The 20,919-nt window shown below is 65.3% G+C and carries 22 protein-coding genes; 9 read left to right on the plus strand and 13 right to left on the minus strand.

Annotated elements, in window-relative coordinates:
• Window positions 1-43: 43 nt before the first annotated feature.
• Both T8S45_RS13020 and pyk read right to left on the minus strand, forming a co-directional pair.
• Window positions 44-2,797, minus strand: coding sequence for a TonB-dependent receptor (locus T8S45_RS13020; protein WP_322294039.1), 2,754 nt, complete (start codon window positions 2,795-2,797; stop codon window positions 44-46).
• A gap of 147 nt (window positions 2,798-2,944) precedes the next feature.
• The gene (gene pyk / locus T8S45_RS13025; protein WP_322294040.1) at window positions 2,945-4,399 is read right to left on the minus strand and encodes a pyruvate kinase; all 1,455 of its coding nucleotides are present in this window, start codon (window positions 4,397-4,399) and stop codon (window positions 2,945-2,947) included.
• Between the two features lie 192 nt (window positions 4,400-4,591).
• On the opposite strand from pyk, the gene T8S45_RS13030 reads away from it, so the two are divergent.
• Window positions 4,592-4,828 carry a DUF2312 domain-containing protein gene (locus T8S45_RS13030; RefSeq protein ID WP_188640878.1) on the plus strand — a complete coding sequence of 79 codons (237 nt, stop codon included), beginning with the start codon at window positions 4,592-4,594 and terminating at the stop codon, window positions 4,826-4,828.
• A 33-nt stretch (window positions 4,829-4,861) separates the two neighbouring features.
• On the opposite strand, the gene T8S45_RS13035 is transcribed toward T8S45_RS13030, so the two are convergent.
• Complete coding sequence (locus tag T8S45_RS13035; protein ID WP_322294041.1) at window positions 4,862-5,602, minus strand: CPBP family glutamic-type intramembrane protease; 741 nt, start codon at window positions 5,600-5,602, stop codon at window positions 4,862-4,864.
• Between the two features lie 54 nt (window positions 5,603-5,656).
• On the opposite strand from T8S45_RS13035, the gene T8S45_RS13040 reads away from it, so the two are divergent.
• Window positions 5,657-6,403 (plus strand): YebC/PmpR family DNA-binding transcriptional regulator, encoded by a 747-nt coding sequence (locus tag T8S45_RS13040; protein WP_188640880.1) that lies wholly within the window; start codon window positions 5,657-5,659, stop codon window positions 6,401-6,403.
• Window positions 6,404-6,418: 15 nt separating this feature from the next.
• Window positions 6,419-6,883 carry a crossover junction endodeoxyribonuclease RuvC gene (gene ruvC / locus T8S45_RS13045; RefSeq protein ID WP_322295237.1) on the plus strand — a complete coding sequence of 155 codons (465 nt, stop codon included), beginning with the start codon at window positions 6,419-6,421 and terminating at the stop codon, window positions 6,881-6,883.
• Here the strand turns inward: ruvC and T8S45_RS13050 are convergent.
• Window positions 6,880-7,143, minus strand: a complete 264-nt coding sequence (locus T8S45_RS13050) for a DksA/TraR family C4-type zinc finger protein (protein ID WP_188640882.1) — start codon at window positions 7,141-7,143, stop codon at window positions 6,880-6,882. The two genes, ruvC and T8S45_RS13050, sit on opposite strands and share 4 nt — an antisense overlap.
• 117 nt (window positions 7,144-7,260) lie before the next feature.
• Here T8S45_RS13050 and ruvA point away from each other — a divergent pair, with 117 nt between their 5' ends.
• The 4 genes from ruvA (at window position 7,261) to ruvB (ending at window position 10,130) form a co-directional block, all read left to right on the plus strand.
• A complete protein-coding gene (gene ruvA / locus T8S45_RS13055) occupies window positions 7,261-7,863 on the plus strand; it encodes a Holliday junction branch migration protein RuvA (RefSeq protein ID WP_188640883.1) in 603 nt (200 codons plus the stop codon).
• Window positions 7,860-8,258 (plus strand): GFA family protein, encoded by a 399-nt coding sequence (locus T8S45_RS13060; RefSeq protein ID WP_322294042.1) that lies wholly within the window; start codon window positions 7,860-7,862, stop codon window positions 8,256-8,258. Before ruvA ends, T8S45_RS13060 begins: the two co-directional genes overlap by 4 nt.
• Window positions 8,259-8,291: 33 nt before the next feature.
• Window positions 8,292-8,831, plus strand: a complete 540-nt coding sequence (locus T8S45_RS13065; protein ID WP_322294043.1) for a DsrE family protein — start codon at window positions 8,292-8,294, stop codon at window positions 8,829-8,831.
• Window positions 8,832-9,086: 255 nt separating this feature from the next.
• Window positions 9,087-10,130, plus strand: a complete 1,044-nt coding sequence (gene ruvB / locus T8S45_RS13070; RefSeq protein ID WP_188640886.1) for a Holliday junction branch migration DNA helicase RuvB — start codon at window positions 9,087-9,089, stop codon at window positions 10,128-10,130.
• A gap of 483 nt (window positions 10,131-10,613) precedes the next feature.
• On the opposite strand, the gene T8S45_RS13075 is transcribed toward ruvB, so the two are convergent.
• Window positions 10,614-11,363, minus strand: coding sequence for a hypothetical protein (locus tag T8S45_RS13075; protein WP_229658019.1), 750 nt, complete (start codon window positions 11,361-11,363; stop codon window positions 10,614-10,616).
• Between T8S45_RS13075 and T8S45_RS13080 the strand changes: the two genes are divergently transcribed.
• Window positions 11,362-11,454 carry a hypothetical protein gene (locus T8S45_RS13080; protein WP_322294044.1) on the plus strand — a complete coding sequence of 31 codons (93 nt, stop codon included), beginning with the start codon at window positions 11,362-11,364 and terminating at the stop codon, window positions 11,452-11,454. The two genes, T8S45_RS13075 and T8S45_RS13080, sit on opposite strands and share 2 nt — an antisense overlap.
• Window positions 11,455-11,529: 75 nt before the next feature.
• Here the strand turns inward: T8S45_RS13080 and T8S45_RS13085 are convergent, their stop codons facing one another.
• From T8S45_RS13085 to gluQRS, 6 genes are all read right to left on the minus strand, one after another.
• Window positions 11,530-12,264, minus strand: a complete 735-nt coding sequence (locus T8S45_RS13085) for a 2OG-Fe(II) oxygenase (RefSeq protein WP_229658021.1) — start codon at window positions 12,262-12,264, stop codon at window positions 11,530-11,532.
• Window positions 12,261-14,933, minus strand: a complete 2,673-nt coding sequence (acnA, locus tag T8S45_RS13090; protein WP_322294045.1) for an aconitate hydratase AcnA — start codon at window positions 14,931-14,933, stop codon at window positions 12,261-12,263. Before acnA ends, T8S45_RS13085 begins: the two co-directional genes overlap by 4 nt.
• Before the next feature lie 119 nt (window positions 14,934-15,052).
• Window positions 15,053-15,922 (minus strand): 3-hydroxyacyl-CoA dehydrogenase family protein, encoded by an 870-nt coding sequence (locus T8S45_RS13095; RefSeq protein WP_322294046.1) that lies wholly within the window; start codon window positions 15,920-15,922, stop codon window positions 15,053-15,055.
• A 45-nt stretch (window positions 15,923-15,967) separates the two neighbouring features.
• Entirely contained in the window at window positions 15,968-16,543 is a 576-nt protein-coding gene (locus T8S45_RS13100; protein WP_322294047.1) for a cob(I)yrinic acid a,c-diamide adenosyltransferase, read from the minus strand.
• A gap of 22 nt (window positions 16,544-16,565) precedes the next feature.
• On the minus strand, window positions 16,566-16,793 hold the full coding sequence (locus tag T8S45_RS13105) for an HIG1 domain-containing protein (protein ID WP_188640891.1): 228 nt from the start codon (window positions 16,791-16,793) through the stop codon (window positions 16,566-16,568).
• A complete protein-coding gene (gluQRS, locus tag T8S45_RS13110; RefSeq protein ID WP_188640892.1) occupies window positions 16,790-17,653 on the minus strand; it encodes a tRNA glutamyl-Q(34) synthetase GluQRS in 864 nt (287 codons plus the stop codon). Before gluQRS ends, T8S45_RS13105 begins: the two co-directional genes overlap by 4 nt.
• Before the next feature lie 110 nt (window positions 17,654-17,763).
• On the opposite strand from gluQRS, the gene T8S45_RS13115 reads away from it, so the two are divergent.
• Window positions 17,764-18,372, plus strand: a complete 609-nt coding sequence (locus tag T8S45_RS13115; protein WP_322294048.1) for an HNH endonuclease — start codon at window positions 17,764-17,766, stop codon at window positions 18,370-18,372.
• Window positions 18,373-18,592: 220 nt separating this feature from the next.
• On the opposite strand, the gene rpoN is transcribed toward T8S45_RS13115, so the two are convergent.
• Entirely contained in the window at window positions 18,593-20,035 is a 1,443-nt protein-coding gene (gene rpoN / locus T8S45_RS13120; protein ID WP_322294049.1) for an RNA polymerase factor sigma-54, read from the minus strand.
• A 58-nt stretch (window positions 20,036-20,093) separates the two neighbouring features.
• A complete protein-coding gene (lptB, locus tag T8S45_RS13125) occupies window positions 20,094-20,882 on the minus strand; it encodes an LPS export ABC transporter ATP-binding protein (protein ID WP_407654937.1) in 789 nt (262 codons plus the stop codon).
• Window positions 20,883-20,919: the final 37 nt, after the last annotated feature.

Raw genomic sequence — 20,919 nt, forward strand, 5'->3', positions numbered from 1 at the left:
GTCAATCACCAGATAGCGGCGCGGTAGCCGCCGGACGGTTCGATCAGAACTTCCCGCGCAGCGTCACGCCGAAGGTGCGCGGCTCGGCGAGGAACGCCGAATAGGTCTGCTGCGGCGCAACGAAGGGCGTGTTGAACGCGACCTGCGTGTACTGTTCGTCGAACAGGTTCTGGACCCAGCCCTCGATCGAGAACGCCCCGCCGATATTGGTCAGGCCGATCCGGCCGTTGACCACGACGTAGCCGTCCTGCTCCTTGCCGTAGAGCAGGTCCGAGCCGGTGTTGTAATCGTCGACCGCGCGGGCGTTGAGATAGAACAGGCCGCGCATCCCGCTGTCGCCGATTTCCGGCGTCCAGGTGAACGACATGGTCCCGATCAGCTCGGGGGCGTTCGACAGGTTGTCGTCGGGCAGCAGCCGCAGCGCCGGATCGAGCGGCTCACCGGTGTTCGAACCGACCAGGTGGTCTTCGTAGCTGGTGTCCGAATAGGTGATGCCGAGCGAGGCGCGAACATCGCGAACCGGGCTGATCGCGGCCTCGATCTCCACGCCCTGCGCGACGACGCCGTTCTTGACCTGGTCCGCGGCACAGGCCCCGGTGGTGGCGCTGGCATCGCGATCGGCACCCTGCAGGTCGGTTTCGCAGCCATTGATGTTCTGCACGAGGAAGACCGAACCGTTGAAGGTGTTCAGCTGGAAGTCGCTGAATTCCTGGTGGAATGCGGCGACGCTCAGGCTGAATTTCGGGATCGCGTACTTGAAGCCGACTTCGTAGGAATTCACCGTCTCGGCGTCGAATTGCAGGTTCGCGGTGTTGAGGTTGGCAACGTTCAGCGTGAGCGGGTTCGACAGCGCCGAGCGATCGAGGTTGAAGCCGCCGGCCTTGTAACCGCGCGAATACGAACCGTAGATCAGCAGGTCGTCGAGCGCCTTGTAGCTGAGGATCGCGGTGCCGGTGAACTGGTCCTCGTCGCGCGAGTCGGCGATCGTCACGCCGTCGAGTTCGGAGGTCGAGTTGCCCTGGCACGACAGCGCCAGGATGCCGCCGGCGAAACCTGCGAGGGCCGGGACCGCGAGCAGCGGGCCGACGATCGCGCGGTTGGTCGGGCAGACCGTGTTGTCGTTCCCGAAGCTCGCGTCGAAGTCCTTGCTTTCGCTGGTGTAACGCAGGCCAAGCGTGATGTCGAAGCGATCGGTGACGTGGAAGATATTATGCGTGAACAGCGCGAAGTTGTCGCTGGTCTGGTTGTAGATATCGCCCGTCCCGCCGGCATCGCTGATCGACGCGAGATTGTTGAGGCCGGCCACGATCGCGGGCGTCGCGGCACCGAAGACCGCTCCCGAATTGAGGATGGCGAAGGCCGTCGGACTGAAGCAGTTCTGCTGGGACGGATCGGGTACGGTCACCGGAAGCGCCGGGTCGAGCGCGATCGCCAGGCGGCAGGCCACGAACGTTCCGTAATCATCGCCGAAGCGCAAGTTGTCGCGCGTCTGCAGCTTCTCGTTGGCGTAGTAGCCGCCGACCAGCCAGTCGAGGACCCCGTCGAACGCGGTGCCCTGCAGGCGGACTTCCTGCGTGAAGGTCGCGAATTCACGCGCGCCGGCGAATTCGCCCGGGGCACGGTAGAGGATGTCGACCTGGGTGTAGTCGGTGTCCGAGGCCTGGGTATTCGAATATTCGCGATAGGCGGTTATCGAGGTCAGCGAGGCATTGCCGAGATTGTAATTGATCTCGGCGCTCACCCCGTAATCCTCGGTATCGCCTTCATAGGTGCGACCCGGCGTGACATAGATATCGCGATTATAGGTGCTCTGCGTGAAGGCACGCGGATCGTTGCCGAGGCCGATCAGGATCGGGATGATCGGGTTGGCGGTCGAGGTCAGCGGTGTGCTGCCGGTCGGCCGGGTGAACGGATCGAGTCCCGGGCTGACCAGCGCGAGCGGCGCGACCTCGGGCTGGACGAAGGTCGCGGCGCAGCAGGCCTCGTCCTTCTTCGAATAGTCGCCGACGAGGCGAATCGAGAGATCGTCGCTCGGCTCGAACAGCAGCTGGCCGCGAACGAGGTAGCGATCGCGATTGTTGACGTCGGTGTCGTTGACGACGTCGTTGTAGAAACCGTCGCGGCTGAAATAGATGCCGTCGATGCGGCCCGCGACGGTGTCGCCGAGCGGGGCGGTGATGCCGGCCTCGATGCGCAGCGCATCGTAATTGCCGTAGGTCAGCGCGCCGTAACCGCCGAGCGTGAATTCGGGCTGCGCGGTGTAGATGCTGATCAGGCCGGCGGTGGAGTTGCGCCCGCCGAGCGTGCCCTGCGGGCCGCGCTGGATCTCGATCCGGTCGAGCGGGCCGAGCTCGCTCAGCGCGTTGCCCGAACGGGAGCGATAGACGCCGTCGATGAAGACCGGGACCGAACTTTCGAGACCGGGGTTGTCGCCGACCGTGCCGATGCCGCGGATACGCGCCGAACCGTTGGCTTCGTTGCCGGTCGAGGAGACCAGCAGCGAGGGCGCGACCTGGTTGAGTTCGCGGATGTCGGTGGCGCCCGATCGTTCGAGCTCGGCGGCGTTGATCGCAGACACGGCGACCGGGACATCTGCGAGTTCCTGCTGGCGCCCCTGCGCGGTGATGACGATCCGGTTCTCGGCTTGCGGTGCTTCGGCCGTTTCCTGGCCATCGTCCTCGACCGATGCGTCGTCTACATCCTGTGCGAAGGCGGGGAAGGCAAGACCGCTTCCCAGCAGTGCGATGGCGAAAAGCGAGCTGCGCGTCTTCGACACGCGGGCGAAGCGATGGGTCATTTGATTGTGTCCTCTCCAACACGCCGGCCAAGCCCGTCCGGCGTCAATTGCGTCCCGGTGAGAGGAATCTATGCCAGCCCTGACTCCAATGCCAAGGGTTTTGTTACGGAAATGCGTGAGACGGTGCAGCTGTGCAACATATGTGCGTCAGTGGCGATAGCCTTCGAGCTCGTCACCGGAGAGGGTGACGACATGCAGCAGGTTGGTCGAGCCGGGCGTGCCGAAGGGAACGCCTGCCAGGGTGATCAGCTTTGCGCCGGCCTTGCCGAAGCCGTGACGCAGCGCCATTCGCTTGCCCTTCGCGATCATCTCCTCGAAGCTGCCGATATCGCGCGTGTGGATCGCATGCGCGCCCCACAGCAGCGCGACCCGACGGGCGACTTCGACCCGCGGTGTGAGCACCAGCATCGGCACCGAAGGGCGCTCGCGTGCGACGCGGCGGGCGGTCGATCCCGATCCGGTGAACACGACGATGCCCGACAGCACCACCGTTTCGGCGATGGTGGCGCAGGCATGGCTCAACGCGTCGGCGGTGGTCGCGTCGGGCAGCATCTCGGCGAAGTGGACCCGCGCGCCGTAGCCCGGATCGCGCTCGACCTGCTTGGCGATGCGATCCATGATCCCGACCGCCTCGGTCGGCCACTTGCCGACCGCGGTTTCGGCCGAAAGCATCACCGCATCGGCCCCGTCATAGACGGCGGTGGCGACGTCGGAGACCTCGGCGCGGGTCGGTGCCGGATTCTCGATCATGCTTTCGAGCATCTGCGTGGCGACGATCACCGGCTTGCCCTGGCGGCGGGTGAATTCGACGATCCGCTTCTGGATCGGCGGAACCTCCTCCGGCGCGAGTTCGACCCCGAGATCGCCGCGCGCGACCATGATGCCGTCGGACAATTCGATGATCTGGTCGAGATTGCGTAGCGCGGCGGGCTTCTCGATCTTGGCGCACAACGCGCCCTTCGGTCCCATCAGGCGGCGGCACTCGGCGACGTCCTCGGCACGCTGGACGAAGCTCAACCCGATCCAGTCGCAGCCCTGCTCCATCGCGAAGGCGAGGTCACGGCGATCCTTGTCGGTCAGCGCCGGGACCGGGATCAGTGCGTCGGGCACGTTGACGCCCTTGCGGTCCGAAATCGGCCCGCCGACCTCGGCCGTACACAGGATCTCGTCCTCGCCGGCGCGGATCACCCGTAGTTGCAGCTTGCCGTCGTCGACCAGCAAGCGCTGGCCCTTCTCGAGCAGGTTGAACAATTCGGGATGCGGCAGGCTGACACGGTCGTCGTTGCCGGGCTCGTCCTTTCGATCGAAGGTGAAATGCGCGCCGTGCTTGATGAAGGCCTTGCCGCCCTCGAACTGGCCGACCCTCAGCTTGGGGCCCTGCAAATCGGCGAGGATCGCGATCGGTCGGCCCGCCTTCTTCTCCTGTTCGCGGATCGTGGCGATCGTCGCGGCGTGGAAGTCGTGGTCGCCGTGGCTCATATTGACGCGGAACGCGTCCGCCCCGGCCTTGATCAGTGCACCGATCGTCTCGCCATCATTGCTCGCCGGACCGAGCGTGGACAGGATCTTCACTTTGCGCCCGCGCGGCTGTGGGTAGGCCATGATCGTACGTGTTTCCCTCGTCTGGTCGGGCCGCCCTATGGCAAAGATGCGACAGTTGAAAGGCGTATGGCGCAGCAAGCCGCGCAGAGAACCGTTTTGCCGGAATTATCCACGTGCGCGGCTTTCGCACGGGGCCGTGCAGCCGCTAACAGCGCCGCCAATCGATTCTCATTCCAGACTACGGAGCTTACATTGGCCGAATCCACCGACGACCGCTTGCGCCTGCTGATCGAACGCATCGAGCGCCTCGAGGAAGAAAAGAAGGGCATCGCCGACGATATCCGCGACGTCTACGCCGAGGCCAAGGCGGTCGGTTACGACACCAAGATCATGCGCCAGATCGTCCGCCTGCGGAAGATGACCCCCGACGATCGGGCCGAGATGGATGCCATCCTCGACACCTACAAGGCGGCGCTCGGCCTCGGTTGACGCCATGCCGGCGGCGGGCGCGCTCGCCCGCCGTCAGGCGACCGCGAGCGCCTCGCCGCCCAGAACCAGCGCGATGAAGGTCGAGTTGTGCAGCATGTGAAGCAGGATGCTCGACCACAGGCCGTGCATGACGCGCGCATAGGCGAACAGGATCCCGGCGATGAATTGCGGGATGACGAGCGGCCACAGCATCTGCTCGGTATCGGCGTAATTGCCGAGATGGATCGCCGCGAAGCCGAGCGTGCTGAGCCAGAAGAACAGCGGAAAGAGCCTGGCGAACCAGCCGAAGGCCGGTCGGGCGCGGAGGAAGAAGGCCGCCCCCAGCGTGAGGACGATGCAGCCGGTTACCAGGAATACGGTCGTTGCCGCGCCGAACGAGTGGTCGAAGAGATTGCCGATCGCCAATGCCAGCGCGAGCAATGCGATCGCCGCCAATGCGCCCGGCCGCCCCGACAGCCAGCCGCGAAACGCGATCTCTTCGCCGATCGGCGCGAACAGGACGATGAAGGCGATCATGCCAGGCCCGAGATCGATCGATTCGAGCTCGTTGCTCGGCAGGTCAAACCCGGCGCCTTCGATCGCCACGAACACCAGCAGCGCGATGCCCATCAGTACCATGTCGAGCGCATAGAGCTTGATCGTCGCGAGCAGCGATCCCGGCGAGATGCCGCTCATCGACTGCGGCAGGCGCGGGCGGATCGCGAAGCGCGCCACGTCGCCCCACGCCGGAACGATGCCGCGCGTGTCGACGAGGCTTGAGGATTGATCGGTCATGCGGCTATTGCGGCCCCCAATAATTCTATTCGTCCACCGCTAACGCGAGTTCCCATGGCAGGCCATTCCAAATTCAAGAACATCATGCACCGCAAGGGTGCGCAGGACAAAAAGCGTTCGAACCTGTTTTCGAAGCTGAGCCGCGAAATCACCGTCGCGGCGAAGATGGGCGCGCCCGATCCGGACATGAACCCGCGCCTGCGGCTGGCGATCAACAACGCCAAGGCGCAGTCGATGCCGAAGGACAACATCCAGCGCGCGATCGACAAGGCGAGCGGCGGCGACGACGAGAACTACGAAGAGGTCCGCTACGAGGGCTACGGCCCGGGCGGAAGCGCGATCATCGTCGAGGCGCTGACCGACAACCGCAACCGCACCGCCACTGCGGTGCGCACCGCGTTCTCGAAGAACGGCGGCAATCTCGGCACCGAGGGCAGCGTCGTCCACGGCTTCGAACGCCTGGGCTTCATCCTCTACCCGGCCGATGCCGGAAGCGAGGACAAGGTGCTCGAGGCAGCGATGGAAGCGGGCGCGGAGGACATCACCAGCACCGAGGACGGGCACGAGATCTGGACTGCGGCGGACGACCTCCACCAGGTCGCCAGCGACCTCGAAAAGGCGCTGGGCGAGGCCGAGACGGTCAAGCTTGCGTGGAAGCCCAACCTCACCGTCGAGATGGACGAAAAGGACGCCGGCACGCTGCTCAAGCTGATCGACGCACTCGACGACGATGACGACGTCCAGACCGTGTGGGGCAATTACGACATCTCCGACGAGGTGATGGACAAGCTCGACGCGTAACGCGCAGGATTGACAGTGATCATCCTCGGCCTCGATCCTTCGCTCAGCTGCACTGGCTGGGGCGTGATCCGGGTCGAGGGATCGCGCATCGCGCATATCGCCAACGGGCAGGTGCCGACCGATGCAAATGCGCCGATGGCCGCGCGGCTTGCGACGTTGCAAGCCGCGCTGGCCGAGGTAATCGCCACTCATGGGCCGACCCGCGCCGCGGCGGAGGAAGTCTTCGTCAACAAGAACCCGCAATCGACATTGAAGCTCGCGCAGGCGCGCGGGGTGGTGCTCGCGGCTTGTGGTGCGGCGGGTCTCGACGTCCGCGAACATGCCGCGCGACTGGTCAAGAAGGCGGTGGTCGGGACCGGCGGTGCCGACAAGCGCCAAGTCCAGGCGATGCTCAAGGTACTGTTGCCGGGGGCCGAGATCGCCGGTGCCGACGCCGCCGACGCCTTGGCAGTTGCGATCGCCGACGCGCACCTGAACTAGCGCAGCTGGCTGTCCTTCGAGCCGCGGCGATTGATCGCGGAATGGCGGACTGAACGGTCCTCGCCCGACTGGCACTCGACGCATTTGCGCACACCGGGCACCAGCTCGCGACGCTTCTCGGGGATCGGCTCGCCGCATTCGTCGCAATGGGTCGCGCTCGGCCCGCGATTGAGGCGCGCACGCGCGGCGTCGACCGCATCGCGCACGGTGTCGTCGATCTGGTCCTGTACCGCGCCGTCGCGGGTCCATCCGCCTGCCATGTCGGATCCTCGAAATTGCTTGTTCCTCAGATATATGGGGTTTCGGTCGCGAATTTCCAGTTGGCGGAGCGAGGCGGTCCCTTCCTTGGCGCGGAGGGCTGTGGCAGGGTCCTCGCCATGATCGCGAAACTCACCGGCACGCTCGACGATTTCGGCGCCGACTGGGCGATCGTCGACGTCGGCGGCGTCGGCTATCTCGTCCATTGTTCCGTCCGCACGCTCGAGGCGCTCGGCGCGCGCGGCGATGCGGTGACGGTGTTCACCGACCTCCAGGTGAGCGAGAACGACATGCGCCTGCTCGGTTTCGCCGATGCGGGCGAGCGCGACTGGTTCCGCCTGCTGACCCAGGTGCAGGGCGTGGGCAGCAAGGTCGCGCTGGCGATCCTCTCGGCGCTGACCACCGGAGAATTGCGCGATGCCTGCGCGAGCGGCGACGCCGCGATGGTCGCCCGCGCGCAGGGCGTGGGGCCGAAGCTGGCGGGCCGGATCGTCAACGAGTTGAAGGACAAGGCAGGCGCGCTGCCCGGTGGCGGGGGGATCGCCGGTGTCGCCGCCTCGCCTGCGGGCAGCGCCAGCGCCGATGCGGTCAGCGCACTGCAGAACCTAGGCTTCAAACCCGCCGTGGCCGCGCAGGCCGTCGCCCGCGCGCAGGAGGAGCTGGGCGAGGACGCCGGCGAAAGCGAGCTGATCCGCGTCGCGCTCAAGCGAGCTGCGGGTTGACCCCGCGCACCGCCTCCTGCCTGTGCGGCGCGCTGTCGGTCACCTGCGAGGGCGATCCGTTCCGCATCTCGGTCTGCCACTGCCTCGACTGCCAGAAGCGCAGCGGCTCCTCCTTCGCCGCGCAGGCGCGCTTTCCGGCGAAGCAGGTGACGGTGACCGGCGAGGCGAAGGTCTGGGTCCGCACCGCTGACAGCGGCAAGACCAGCGACCACCATTTCTGCCCGACCTGCGGCGGCGAGCTCTGGTACGTCGCCGAACCCTTCCGCGACATGATGGCGATCCCCATCGGCCGCTTCGCCGATCCCGCGTTCCCGCCGCCCGAATATTCGGTCTATGAAGAGCGCAAGCACGGCTGGGTGCAGATCGTCGGCGACGGGGTCGAGCATTATGACTGAGCCGGACCATGCTCGCCTAGCGGAGGACCGAGAATGAAATACGCAATCATGCTGCTGTCGCTCGCGCTTGCGACGCCCGCCGCGGCGCAGGACATGTCGAATTTCACCATGGGACCGGTGTTCGAGGAATTCGGGCCGGTGGCCGATGTCGAGGCGGACATGGACCTGCCCGACAACGCCTATTTCCGGGTCGCGTTCGACGCTGCCAAGGGGGCCGAGGACGGCAAGCTCAATTCCACGCTCAATGGCGCCGCGCGCTTCATCAACATGCATGTCCGGGCCGGGGTCCCCGAAGAGCGGATCGACGTCGCGGTGGTGGTGCATGGTGGCGCAGTGCTCGACCTGTTGCGCGCCGAACCCTATGCCGCGCGCAAGGACGGCGCCGAGAATGCCAATGCGCCGCTGGTCGCTGCGCTGGTCGAACACGGGGTGCGAATCATCGTCTGCGGCCAGAGTGCGACCGCGCAGGGCGTCGCCAACGAGGACCTGCTGCCGGGGATCGAAGTCGCCCTCTCCGCCATGACCGCCCACGCCCTGCTCCAGCAGCAAGGCTATACGGTAAACCCGTTTTGAGTGTCGACGTATGATCTTGGTTCGAGGCATTAAGGGTAACCTCAAATTGAACCCCGCCATTAAATTATGGGGTGGGTTGGGCTTGCTCGTCGTCTTGATGGTCTGGGGAGTGGTTTCGAAGGTTCTTAGTGCTCAAGACGAAATGCAGGAATGCGCATCGGAAGGTGGTGTATGGATCGGCGCAATGCCGCTTCGCATAGGCATGCTGAGAGTGCTTGACGGTCGCTGCGAGCAAATACGCCAAGGCGAGAAGAAATGGTGACCGAACCCGCCCCCCTCCACACCCCCGACCGCCAACCGGACGATCCCGATGCGGCGCTGCGACCGAAATCGCTGGCCGAGTTCATCGGGCAGGAAGCCGCGCGTGAGAACTTGCGGGTGTTCGTCGAGGCCGCGAAGGGTCGCGCCGAGGCGATGGACCACGTGCTGTTCTTCGGCCCGCCGGGGCTGGGCAAGACCACGCTGGCGCAGATCGTTGCGCGCGAGCTGGGCGTGGGGTTCCGCGCCACCAGCGGGCCGGTAATCGCCAAGGCGGGCGATCTCGCCGCGATCCTCACCAATCTCGAAGCCAACGACGTGCTGTTCATCGACGAGATCCACCGGCTCAATCCGGTGGTAGAGGAGGTGCTCTATCCGGCGATGGAGGACCGCGCGCTCGATATCATCATCGGCGAGGGGCCCTCGGCGCGCAGCGTGCGGATCGACCTGCCGCCCTTCACGCTGGTCGGTGCGACCACGCGGCAGGGGTTGTTGACCACGCCGCTGCGCGATCGTTTCGGCATCCCGGTACGGCTCAATTTCTATACCGTCGACGAGCTCGAACGCGTGGTGACGCGCGGGGCAGGCAAGCTCGGCCTGGCGATCGACAGCGACGGCGCGCGCGAGATCGCCGGGCGAGCCCGCGGCACGCCGCGCGTCGCCGGGCGACTGCTGCGCCGTGTGCGCGACTTCGCGCAGGTGAAGGACAGCGGCACGGTGACCCGTGCGGTAGCGGACGAGGCGCTGACGAAGCTCGAGATCGACCGGCTGGGTCTCGACGCGCAGGATCGCCGCTATCTCCGCATGATCGCCGAGACCTACAAGGGCGGGCCGGTGGGCGTCGAAACGCTGGCGGCGGGTCTTTCCGAGCCGCGCGACACGATCGAGGAGGTGATCGAGCCCTTCCTGATCCAGCTCGGCCTCGTCGCGCGAACCGCGCGCGGGCGCTGCCTCAACGAGGACGGTTGGAAGCACCTCGACATGGCGCCGCCCAAGGGCGGGGCCGGAGGACAGGCGGGGCTGTTCGGCCCGGGCAAGTAGCCCGCAACCCGAAATTAACCAAAAAACCGTGTCAATCGTGGACGCGCAGCGTTATAAGGCAGGCGCTTGGGGTCCGAATCCCGGATTGGGACGGATTGGGAGGGTTAACGCGATTGCGCGTACATCCTTCCTTTGCCTTTCTGATCCATGACCAAATGGGACACGGAGCGGTTAACGCCGATTCGCGTCCGGTGGACACCAAGAGGGCAATATGTCGGTAAAAATGGCTTTGGCGAAACTGGCGGCGGCGGCTGCGGGCGGTGCGCTCGTTGGCGGCGGCGCGGTGCACGTGGCGGAAGCTCCGGCCACCGATGCGCCATCCTACAAATCCGGCAAACAGGCCAAGGGCACCAAGACGGTCAAGCAGGTGAAGCGCCCGATCAAGCGCGCGCGCACCATCCCGCGCAAGCAAACGCCACCCCCGCGGGCCCGCGCGATCCCGGCGCGCCAGGAAGAGCCCGAGACGCAGGTCATCCTCGTACCCTACGAGCAGCCGGTCACCCGCGCACGTTCGATCCCGCCCAGCGGCGGCGGTTCGACCCCGGTCATCATCGGGGGCTCGAGCGGCGGCTTCGGCGGGTTCGGCGGCGGCTTCTTCGGCGGCTTCATCGGTTCGAGCGGAGGCGGCAGCGTCGTCGTCAACAACAGTTTCGGACAGCAGCAGGACCAAGGCCAGGACCAGGGCCAGAACCAGGATATCATCATCGATATCGACAATTCGACCACCACCAGCACGTCTGGCGGCTCGTCGTCCACGTCGACTTCGGGCGGTTCTTCCTCGACCTCGTCGAGCACCGGCGGTGTCACCAGCACCACCGGCGGTATCACCTCGACCAGCACGACCGGCGGAGTCACGAGCACGACCTCGACCAGCTCGGGCAACGTCTCGTCGACCAGTTCGTCGGGCAACGTCACTTCGACGTCTTCGGGGAACGTCTCGAGTTCGTCGTCCGGCAATGTTTCGAGCTCGACCTCGGGCAACGTCTCGAGTTCCACCAGTTCGTCGACGTCGGGCAATGTCAGCACGTCGACCAGTTCGTCGACCTCTGGCAATGTCAGCACCAGCACGTCCTCGAGCACGTCGACATCGACTTCGTCCTCGACCAGCACGAGTTCGAACGGCTGCATGACTTGCCCGCCGCCGCCCCCGCCTCCGCCGCCTTGCACGACGACGGGCAATTGCCCGCCGCCGCCTCCGCCCCCGCCGCCGACCCCGGTGCCGGAACCGGGCATGCTCGGCCTGTTCGGCCTTGCCGCGCTCGGCGCGGTCGGCCTGCAGAGTCGCCGGCGTCGCAAGGTGAAGGTGAGTTTCGACTTCGATTGAGCTCTTTCAACCAATCGAAAAACGAAAAGGCCGGGAGCGATCCCGGCCTTTTTCATGGGCGCTTTCGGGGACGGATCAGCCGCCGCCGGCGATGTCCCAGGGATCCTGCCGGTACCACTGGGTGATCACGTATTTCTTTCCTTCTATGACCGGTGTGCCGGCGTGGAAGGTATTGGGGTTCTTGCGCCCGTCGCGATCCATGTTGTTCCAGGTCAGCAAAGTCCCGGTCTCGGGCGGGATCGACAAGCCGAGCTCCTTGAAATCGGTCTCGCCGCCCTGTTCCGGCTCGTTGAGGAACACCATCGCGGTCCATGTCCGCTGACCGCCGCGTCGACGTTCGGTCTGCCAGTAGGATTCGCTTTCGAAGAAATAGTCGTAGTGGTGCTTGAACTGCTGCCCGACCTCGTAGCGCTGGCCCTGCGTGGTCTCGGCGAAGCGGTGGTCTAGCCCCAGCACCGCGTCGATCTTTTCTTCGAGTTTGCAGGTTTCAGGATCGAGGCGGTCGAAATAATGCGTCGAACTGGTGCGGAAGCCCTCGATCTGGGTTCCTTCGAACAGTGTCGAGGGACCGATCTTTCGATCGATCACCCTGCAGATGCGCGCGCATTCCTCCTGGCTGAGAAAGCCCGGAATGCGGAACAGGTCGGCCTTTTCTCCGCCGAGGTCCTCGGCCTCCTCCATCGCGTGGAGGCGCGCACGCACCTGCGCGCCCACCATCGCCATCTTCGCCGCATCGGCCTTGGGATCGGCGTCGGTGAACGCCGTCTGCATGCCGTAAGAGACGCGGATGTTGGAGAAGTCGAGCGTCATGCAGCCAGTTTGCGCAGCACGTAATGGAGGATGCCGCCGTTGCGGTAGTAATCCATCTCGTTGGCGGTATCGATCCGGCACTTGGCGGTGAAGCTGAAGGTCGAGCCGTCCTTGCGGGTTACTTCGACTTCGATGTCCGAGCGCGGGGTAAGGCTGTCGAGGCCCTTGATCGTGAAGCTGTCGTCGCCCGTCAGGCCCAGGCTCTCGCGGCCTTCGCCGTCCTGGAACTGCAACGGAAGCACGCCCATGCCGATCAGGTTGGAGCGGTGAATACGCTCGTAGCTTTCGACGATCACCGCGCGCACGCCGAGCAGGATCGTGCCCTTGGCCGCCCAGTCGCGGCTCGAGCCGGTGCCGTATTCCTTGCCGCCGATGACGACCAGCGGGGTGCCATCTTCCTTGTGCTTCATCGCCGCGTCGTAGATCGGCATCTGCTCGCCCTTATAGAGCGTTTCGCCACCTTCGACGCCGGGGACCATCTCGTTCTTGATGCGGATATTGGCAAAGGTGCCGCGCATCATCACTTCGTGGTTGCCGCGGCGCGAGCCGTAGGAGTTGAAGTCCGCCTTCGCGACCTGGTGCGATTTCAGGTACTCGCCCGCGGGGCTGTCTTCCTTGATCGAACCGGCCGGCGAGATGTGGTCGGTGGTGGTCGAATCGCCGAGGATGGCGAGCGGCTTGGCGCCCTCGATGTCTTCGACCGGCTTGGGCTCCAATTCCATCCCGTCGAAGAAGGGCGGGCTGGCGACATAGGTCGAACCAGCCTTCCACTGGTATGTGTCCGAACCGACGACGTTGATCTTCTGCCAGTGCTCGTCGCCCTTGTAGACGTCGGCATAGCGCTTCTCGAACATCTGGCGGTCGATATTGGCCGCGCGGTGATCGGCGATTTCCTGGTTGGTCGGCCACAGGTCCTTGAGGAACACGTCGTTACCGTCGCGATCCTGCCCCAGCGGGGTGTCGACCATGTCGGTCGTGACCGAGCCCTTCAGCGCATAGGCCACCACGAGCGGCGGCGAAGCGAGGTAGTTCGCGCGCACATCGGGCGACACGCGGCCTTCGAAGTTGCGATTGCCCGACAGCACGGCGGCGGCCACCAGATCGTTGCCGTTGATCGCCTGCGAGATCGGCGGGGCGAGGGGGCCCGAATTGCCGATGCAGGTGGTGCAGCCATAGCCGACCAGATCGAAGCCGATCTTGTCGAGGCTATCCTGCAAGCCGGACTTTTCGAGATAGTCGGTGACGACCTGCGATCCCGGAGCAAGGCTGGTCTTGACCCACGGCTTGGGGGTGAGGCCCTTGGCCACCGCCTTTTCTGCGACGAGTCCGGCGGCGATCATCACATCGGGATTTGAGGTGTTGGTGCACGACGTGATGGCCGCGATCACGACGTCGCCGTCGCCGATATCGTGGTCCTTGCCCTCGACATCGATACGGTGCGGGGAATCCTTGCCGTAGAGCTTCTTGAGGTCGCGATTGAATTCTTCGTCGACCTCGGGGAGGATCACCCGATCCTGGGGACGCTTGGGCCCGGCAAGCGACGGAACGACCTTGGACAGGTCGAGCTGTAGGGTTTCGGAGAACACCGGCTCATTATCCGGCTCCAGCCACAGGCCCTGTTCGCGCGAATAGGCTTCGACCAGTTCGATCTGATGCTCGTCGCGCCCGGTCAGGCGCATATATTCGAGCGTCTTGTCGTCGATCCCGAAGAAGCCGCAGGTCGCGCCGTATTCGGGCGCCATGTTCGCGATCGTCGCGCGGTCGGCGAGGCTGAGATTGGAGACGCCCGGTCCGTAGAATTCGACGAAGCTGCCGACCACACCCACTTCGCGCAGCATTTCCACGGCGGTGAGCACGAGATCGGTCGCGGTGACGCCCTCGGAAAGCTTGCCGTCGAACCGGAAGCCGACGACGCGCGGGATCAACATCGAGATCGGTTGGCCGAGCATCGCGGCTTCGGCCTCGATCCCGCCGACGCCCCAGCCTAGCACGCCGAGACCGTTGATCATCGTGGTGTGGCTATCGGTGCCCACGCAGGTGTCGGGATAGGCGGTGAGGTTGCCGTCGGGATCCTCGGTCGACCACACGCCGCGACCGATATGCTCGAGATTCACCTGGTGGCAGATGCCGGTGCCCGGAGGCACCGCGGAGAAATTCTCGAAGCTCTTCGAGCCCCACTTGAGGAAGTCGTAGCGTTCCTCGTTGCGCTGGTATTCCATCTCGACGTTATGCTCGAACGCCTTGGGGTGGCCGAACTCGTCGACCATCACCGAGTGGTCGATGACGAGGTTCACGGGAACCTGCGGGTTGATCTTGGCGGTGTCGCCACCGAGCTTGGCGATCGCATCGCGCATGGCGGCGAGGTCGACCACGCAGGGAACGCCGGTGAAATCCTGCAGCAGCACGCGCGCGGGGCGGTACTGGATCTCGTCGCCGGTGGTGGGGTTCTTGACCCAGTCGACGATGTTCTGCGCGTGGTCGGTAGCGACGGTGTGCCCGCCATCCTCGAACCGCAGCATGTTCTCGAGCAGGACCTTCAGGCTGAAGGGCAGCTTCGACACATCGCCGAGCTTTTCCGCCGCCTTGGCGAGCGAGTAGTACGCGTATTCCTTGCCCCCGACTTCGAGGGTGGAACGGGTGCCGAGAGTATCCTGGCCGACCTGGGTCATGCGTCAACTTTCCTGTTGTTATGGCGCGCGCGGATGAGGGTGCGGCGGCGCGAAAATGCTCGCCGCGCGATGCGCGCGATTAGCTGAAAAATCAAGGGAGGAAGCCGTTTGTTCCGAGATTAGCGAGTCGGAACCGGCTCCTCGCCGCCGTAATCGTAGAAGCCGCGGCCGGCCTTGCGGCCCAGCCAGCCCGCCTCGACATATTTCACCAGCAGCGGCGCGGGGCGATACTTGCTGTCGCCGGTGGTCTCGAACAGCACCTTGATGATCTCGAAGCAGGTGTCGAGGCCGACGAAATCGGCCAGTTCCAGCGGCCCCATCGGGTGATTGAGCCCCAGGCGACAGCCCTTGTCGATATCGGCGATGCTGGCGGTCGACTGGCCGAGCACGAAGATCGCTTCGTTGATCATCGGCAGCAGGATGCGGTTGACCACGAAGCCGGGTTCGTCCTGCGACAGCACGACCTGCTTGCCGAGACTTTCGGCGAAGGCGGTGGTGCGGTCGGTCGTGTCCTGCGCAGTGGCGAGGCCGGGGATCACCTCGATGAGCCCCATGACCGGGACCGGGTTGAAGAAGTGCAGCCCGATGAAGCGCTTGGGATCGGGCGAGTGGTTGGCCATCCGGGTGATCGGGATCGAGCTGGTGTTCGACGCCATGATCGCGTCCTCGGCGAGCACTTCGCTCGCCTTCTCGAAGATCTTGGCCTTGACCTCTTCGCGCTCGGTCGCGGCTTCTATGATGAAGCTCGCCTCGGACATCGGCGTATAATCGGCGACCGGCTCGATCCGGCCGAGTACCGCTTCGACCGTATCGGCCTCGATCTTGCCGCGGCCGACCAATTTGGCGAGCGCCTTGTCGACCTTGGCCTTGCCGGCCTCTGCATGCGCAAGATCGAGATCGGCGAGCAGCACCTTCATCCCGTGCTGGGCGACGGTCTGCGCGATGCCGGTACCCATCTGGCCCGCGCCGATGACAGCGATGGTGGTCATGCGAATTTCCTCGAATTGTAGAACTTTGTTTGGGCGAGTCGCCGGTTACCTGTTGGCACCGGGGACCCACAGCACGTCGCCCGAGCCGCCGGCATTGATCGCGCGGGCGAGGGTGAAAAGATAGTCCGACAGCCGATTGACATATTGCAGCGCGGCCGGGTTGATCGGTTCCTCGCGATGCAATGCGACCATGTCGCGCTCGGCTCGGCGCACGATTGCGCGGGCGAGGTGGATGCGCGCCGCGGCCTCGCCGCCGCCGGGCAGGATGAAGCTGGTCAGCGGCTTGAGCGTCTCGTTGAGCGCGTCGATCGCGCTTTCGAGCCATTCGACCTGCGCGGGCACGATCCGCAGTGTCATTTCCGACGGGCCGAAGTCCTCGCCATCCTCGGCGGGGGTGGCGAGGTCGGCACCGCAATCGAACAAGTCGTTCTGGATCCGGGTGAGATCGCTCGCCGCTTCGCTGCCCACCGCGACAATCGCGAGCCCGATCGCGCTGTTGGCCTCGTCGACCGAACCGATCGCGGCGATCCGCGCCGAGTGTTTCGGACAGCGCGAACCGTCGACCAGCCCGGTGGTGCCGTCGTCGCCGGTGCGAGTGTAGATCTTGTTGAGCTTGACCATGTCCTCCCCCGACCGGCCCCGCTCAGCGGTTGATCATCAGCAGCACGGCGACGACCACGACCGCCAGCGCCTGGTACTTGATGCGCGCGAACATCATCTCGTTCTGGCGCTTCTGCATCTTGCCCGCGCGTTCGTCGTCGGCCTCGAGCTCCATCTTGGTGCTCTGCATGAAGGCGACGATCCCGCGCACGAGGCTGACGACGACCATGATCGCGAGGAGGACGATGAGGATGGTGAGGAAGGTGTTCATGGCGCACCAGATAGGGATTGCGAGAGGGTAATGCCAGCGGGGAAGTGGCCCGCGCGCAGCGCGGCCGCAACAGTCTGCCCGTCTTCGCCCGCGCGGCGGCGGTCGGCGAGGCCGAAGCCTTCCTCGCCGGAACCGCGCCGCTTGGCGAGCTTGCGCCCGTCCTCCTCGACCAGCAGCGCGTGATGGTGCCAGCGCGGCACCGGCAGGCCGAGCAATTCCTGCAGCAGGCGGTGGATGTCGGTGGCATCGAACAGGTCCGCCCCGCGCGTCACCAGCGTCACCCCCTGCGCCGCATCGTCGAGCGTGGCGGCGAGGTGATAGCTGGCCGGCGCATCCTTTCGCGCCAGCACCACGTCGCCGAAGCGTACGGGACGCGCCACGATCGTGCCGGCGAGCGCATCCTCCCAGTCGAGTTCGCCCGCGCGCTCGATCGCCGCGTCCATATCGAGCCGCCACGCCCACGGACGATCGGAAGGAATCTCGCGCCCTTTGCAGGTGCCGGGATAGACCGGGCCCTCGGGTCCCTCCTCGCGCGCCGCCGCGGCGATCTCGGCGCGGGTGCAGCGGCACGGATAAAGCAGCCCGTCGGCCTTCAGCCGCTCGAGCGCAGCATCGTAGGTCGCAAGGCGCTCTGATTGGCGAACGACCGGACGATCGCTCTCGATACCGAGCCAGGCAAGGTCGGCGAGGTGCTCCGCGATCCATTCGGGGCGCGACCGCGCGCCGTCGATATCCTCGATCCGGATCAGGAAGGTGCCGCCCGCCTCGCGCGCGAGGTCATGCGCGACCACCGCCGAATATGCATGCCCCAGGTGCAGCGGGCCGTTGGGGCTGGGGGCGAAGCGGGTCACGGTGCTCACGCGCCCTTCCTAACGATGACTGTGGAATAGCGCGACCCGCACAATGTCATGGACTTGACGCAATTTTTCGCTTTTGCTCCCTTCCAGATCGATCGGGGAGGACGCAACACGTGTTCAAGGCCGAACTTCTGGAACGGGCGGCGCGCTTTCGGAGCGCGGACGAGGATCCCTGCCGGAAGCTCGAAAGCTGCCCGGCGCTGGTGCTCAACGCCGATTACACCCCGCTGTCCTACTACCCGCTGAGCCTGTGGCCGTGGCAGACCGCGATCAAAGCGATCTTCCTCGACCGGGTCGACGTGATCGCGAGCTACGAGCGCGAGGTCCACTCTCCCAATCTCGACATGAAGATTCCCAGCGTGATCGCGCTGAAGCAATATGTGCGCCCGAGCGAATTTCCCGCCTTCACCCGCTTCAACCTGTTCCTGCGCGATCGCTTCTCGTGCCAGTTCTGTGGCAAGATGGATCACCTGACCTTCGATCACGTCGTCCCGCGCCGGCTCGGCGGCAAGACGACGTGGGAGAACATCGCCACCGCCTGCGCGCCCTGCAACATGAAGAAGGGCGGTCGCACGCCCAAGCAGGCGGGGATGCAGCTCTATGCCGAACCGATCCGGCCGACCCACTGGCAGCTGCAGCAGCACGGCAAGGCGTTCCCGCCCAACTACCTCCACGAAACCTGGCGCGACTGGCTCTACTGGGACATCGAGCTGGAGGAATAGGCGGAGTCGGTGTGACACCGATGCCGGGGTTTTGAAAAACCGGCAGCGGGTGAATTGATCCCCGATTTCAAGATTTTGCGGAGTATATTCCCGCGCGCGTTGTAATCTTCCGGATCCGGCATGCTGAGGGTGACGAACAGGCATCCCGCCAGATTACTCCGTCGCAAGCGGAGTAGGAAAGCGTTCAGAAGGCGAGATCTTCACCTAGGAGGATAAGGCGTCACCTGCCCGCCAGCTTCTTCGCCCGCCGCCGCTGGACCGAACTGCCGATTCCCGCAGCCTCGCGGTATTTGGCCACCGTCCGCCGCGCGACGTCGAAACCGCGTTCCTTGAGCAGCGTCACCAGCGCGTCGTCGGAGAGGATCTTCTTCGGGTCCTCGGCGTCGGTCAGCTCGCGGATCGCGGCCTTGACCGCCTCGGCGCTCGCGCCCTCGCCGTCGGCCGAGGAGACGCCGCTCGAGAAGAAATATTTCAGCTCGAACGTCCCGCGCGGGCAGGACAGGTACTTGTTCGAGGTCACGCGGCTGACCGTGCTCTCGTGCATGTCGATCTGTTCGGCGACGGTGCGCAAGGTCAGCGGTTTCAGGTGCGAGACGCCGCGGCGGAAGAAGCCGTCCTGCGCCTTCACGATCGCGCTCGCGACCTTGAGGATCGTCTTCTGTCGCTGATCGAGCGCCTTGATCAGCCACTTGGCGTCGGCCAGCTTTTCCGAGAGCCAGCCGCGCGAAGCCTTGTCGGTGCAATCCGATTTGAGCTCGACGTAATAGTCGCGATTGACCACCAGCCGGGGCAGCGTGTCGCGGTTGATGCGGATCTTCCAGCCGCCCTCATCGCTCGGCGAGAGCAGTACGTCGGGCACCACCGCCGCGCCCGCCCCCCCGCCATATTTGAGGCCGGGCTTGGGGTCGTAGCCGCGCAGTTCGGCGAGCATGTCGGCGAAATCCTCGTCGTCGACGTCGCACAGCCGCCGGAGCCGCGCAAACTCGCCCTTGCCGAGCAGTTCGAGGTTGTCGATCAGCCGCGCCATGCACGGATCGTGGCGATCGGCCTCCTTCGCCTGCAATGCGAGGCATTCGGACAGTGAGCGGGCGCCGACACCCGTCGGATCGAAGGACTGGACCAGCGCCAGCGCCTGTTCGGCCTCGGCCTCGCCGATCCCGAGCATCCCGGCGAGTTCCTCCAGCGTCACGGTCAGGTAGCCGGCCTCGTCCAGCGCATCGACGATCGCATGCGCGACCAGCGCTTCGCGCTCGTCGGCGGAGGCCGGGCCGACCTGCGCATGGAGATGCTCCGCCAGCGTCGGTCCGTCGCTGCTCTCGTTTTCGATCCCGGGCAGGTCCTCGCCCGAGGCGATACTGCCGGAAGCCGACCAGTCGCCGGTGTCGCGATCACGGTCGAGCGCGCTCTCGTCTATGTCGAGCGCGCCGCCATCGCCGTCCATCGCGTCGGCCTGCGCGGGCTCGGCTTCGGTCGCGGCATCGCCGTCTTCGTTCTCGCGGCTGGTCTCGCCCATCTCGAGCAACGGGTTGTTGTCGAGCGCATCTCCGACGAAGGTCTCGATTTCGAGGTTGGACAGCGCCAGCAGCTTGATCGCCTGCTGGAGCTGCGGCGTCATCACCAGCGATTGCGACTGGCGCAGGTCGAGGCGTGGCCCGAGCGCCATTATTCTATCGTACCCTTACGACCCTGACCCTGAAGCACCGTTCCCCCCAACCTCGATCCTACAACTCGAAATTCTCGCCGAGGTAGAGCCGCCTCACGTTCTCGTCGGCGACGAGGTCCTCGGGGCTGCCCGCGAACAGGACCTGCCCGCCATAGATGATGCAGGCGCGATCGACGATTTCGAGCGTCTCGCGGACATTGTGATCGGTGATCAGCACACCGATCCCGCGCGTCTTCAGGTCGGCGACAAGATCGCGGATGTCGCTGATCGAGAGCGGGTCGATCCCCGCGAAGGGTTCGTCGAGCAACATGATCGAGGGCTTGGCCGCGAGCGCGCGGGCGATCTCGCAGCGGCGGCGTTCACCGCCCGACAGCGCCATGGCGGCGGAATCGCGCAGCCGGGTAAGCCCGAATTCTTCGAGCAGCCGCTCGAGCTCGGCGGCGCGCACGTCCTTGTCGGGCTCGACCAGCTCGAGCACGGCATTGATGTTCTGTTCAACCGTCAGCCCACGGAAGATCGAGGTTTCCTGCGGCAGGTAACCGAGGCCGAGGATCGCGCGGCGATACATCGGCAGGTTGGTGACGTCGACGCCGTCCATCATGATCCGGCCGGCATCGGGTTTGACGAGGCCCATGATCGAATAGAAGCAGGTCGTCTTGCCCGCGCCGTTGGGACCCAGCAGGCCCAGCACCTCGCCCTTGCCCACCGTCAGCGAGATATCGGACAGCACCTGCTTCTTGTCGTAGCTTTTCGCGATCGACACCACTTCGAGCCCGCCCTGCGGGATCGGCTCGGAGGCGTGGGCTGGCGATACGTCGTCCGAAGTTTCGGCCGAGGCGGCGGGCATATCCATGATGCCGCCATAGCATTCCGACGCGCGTGAT

Origin of the sequence: Pseudoblastomonas marina (assembly GCF_034374265.1) — a bacterium.
Lineage (GTDB): Bacteria > Pseudomonadota > Alphaproteobacteria > Sphingomonadales > Sphingomonadaceae > Alteriqipengyuania_A > Alteriqipengyuania_A marina.

Bases quoted from the DNA above. Each gene is read 5' to 3' on its own strand.
- lptB (WP_407654937.1), bottom strand. From the start codon at position 20,882: ATGCCCGCCGCCTCGGCCGAAACTTCGGACGACGTATCGCCAGCCCAC.
- pyk (WP_322294040.1), bottom strand. From the start codon at position 4,399: ATGGCCTACCCACAGCCGCGCGGGCGCAAAGTGAAGATCCTGTCCACG.
- T8S45_RS13100 (WP_322294047.1), bottom strand. From the start codon at position 16,543: ATGGTCAAGCTCAACAAGATCTACACTCGCACCGGCGACGACGGCACC.
- T8S45_RS13035 (WP_322294041.1), bottom strand. From the start codon at position 5,602: ATGACCGATCAATCCTCAAGCCTCGTCGACACGCGCGGCATCGTTCCG.
- T8S45_RS13040 (WP_188640880.1), top strand. From the start codon at position 5,657: ATGGCAGGCCATTCCAAATTCAAGAACATCATGCACCGCAAGGGTGCG.
- acnA (WP_322294045.1), bottom strand. From the start codon at position 14,933: ATGACCCAGGTCGGCCAGGATACTCTCGGCACCCGTTCCACCCTCGAA.
- T8S45_RS13080 (WP_322294044.1), top strand. From the start codon at position 11,362: ATGCTCGGCCTGTTCGGCCTTGCCGCGCTCGGCGCGGTCGGCCTGCAG.
- T8S45_RS13050 (WP_188640882.1), bottom strand. From the start codon at position 7,143: ATGGCAGGCGGATGGACCCGCGACGGCGCGGTACAGGACCAGATCGAC.
- T8S45_RS13105 (WP_188640891.1), bottom strand. From the start codon at position 16,793: ATGAACACCTTCCTCACCATCCTCATCGTCCTCCTCGCGATCATGGTC.
- T8S45_RS13065 (WP_322294043.1), top strand. From the start codon at position 8,292: ATGAAATACGCAATCATGCTGCTGTCGCTCGCGCTTGCGACGCCCGCC.
- ruvA (WP_188640883.1), top strand. From the start codon at position 7,261: ATGATCGCGAAACTCACCGGCACGCTCGACGATTTCGGCGCCGACTGG.
- T8S45_RS13075 (WP_229658019.1), bottom strand. From the start codon at position 11,363: ATGCCCGGTTCCGGCACCGGGGTCGGCGGCGGGGGCGGAGGCGGCGGC.
- T8S45_RS13085 (WP_229658021.1), bottom strand. From the start codon at position 12,264: ATGACGCTCGACTTCTCCAACATCCGCGTCTCTTACGGCATGCAGACG.
- rpoN (WP_322294049.1), bottom strand. From the start codon at position 20,035: ATGGCGCTCGGGCCACGCCTCGACCTGCGCCAGTCGCAATCGCTGGTG.
- T8S45_RS13020 (WP_322294039.1), bottom strand. From the start codon at position 2,797: ATGACCCATCGCTTCGCCCGCGTGTCGAAGACGCGCAGCTCGCTTTTC.
- ruvB (WP_188640886.1), top strand. From the start codon at position 9,087: ATGGTGACCGAACCCGCCCCCCTCCACACCCCCGACCGCCAACCGGAC.
- T8S45_RS13095 (WP_322294046.1), bottom strand. From the start codon at position 15,922: ATGACCACCATCGCTGTCATCGGCGCGGGCCAGATGGGTACCGGCATC.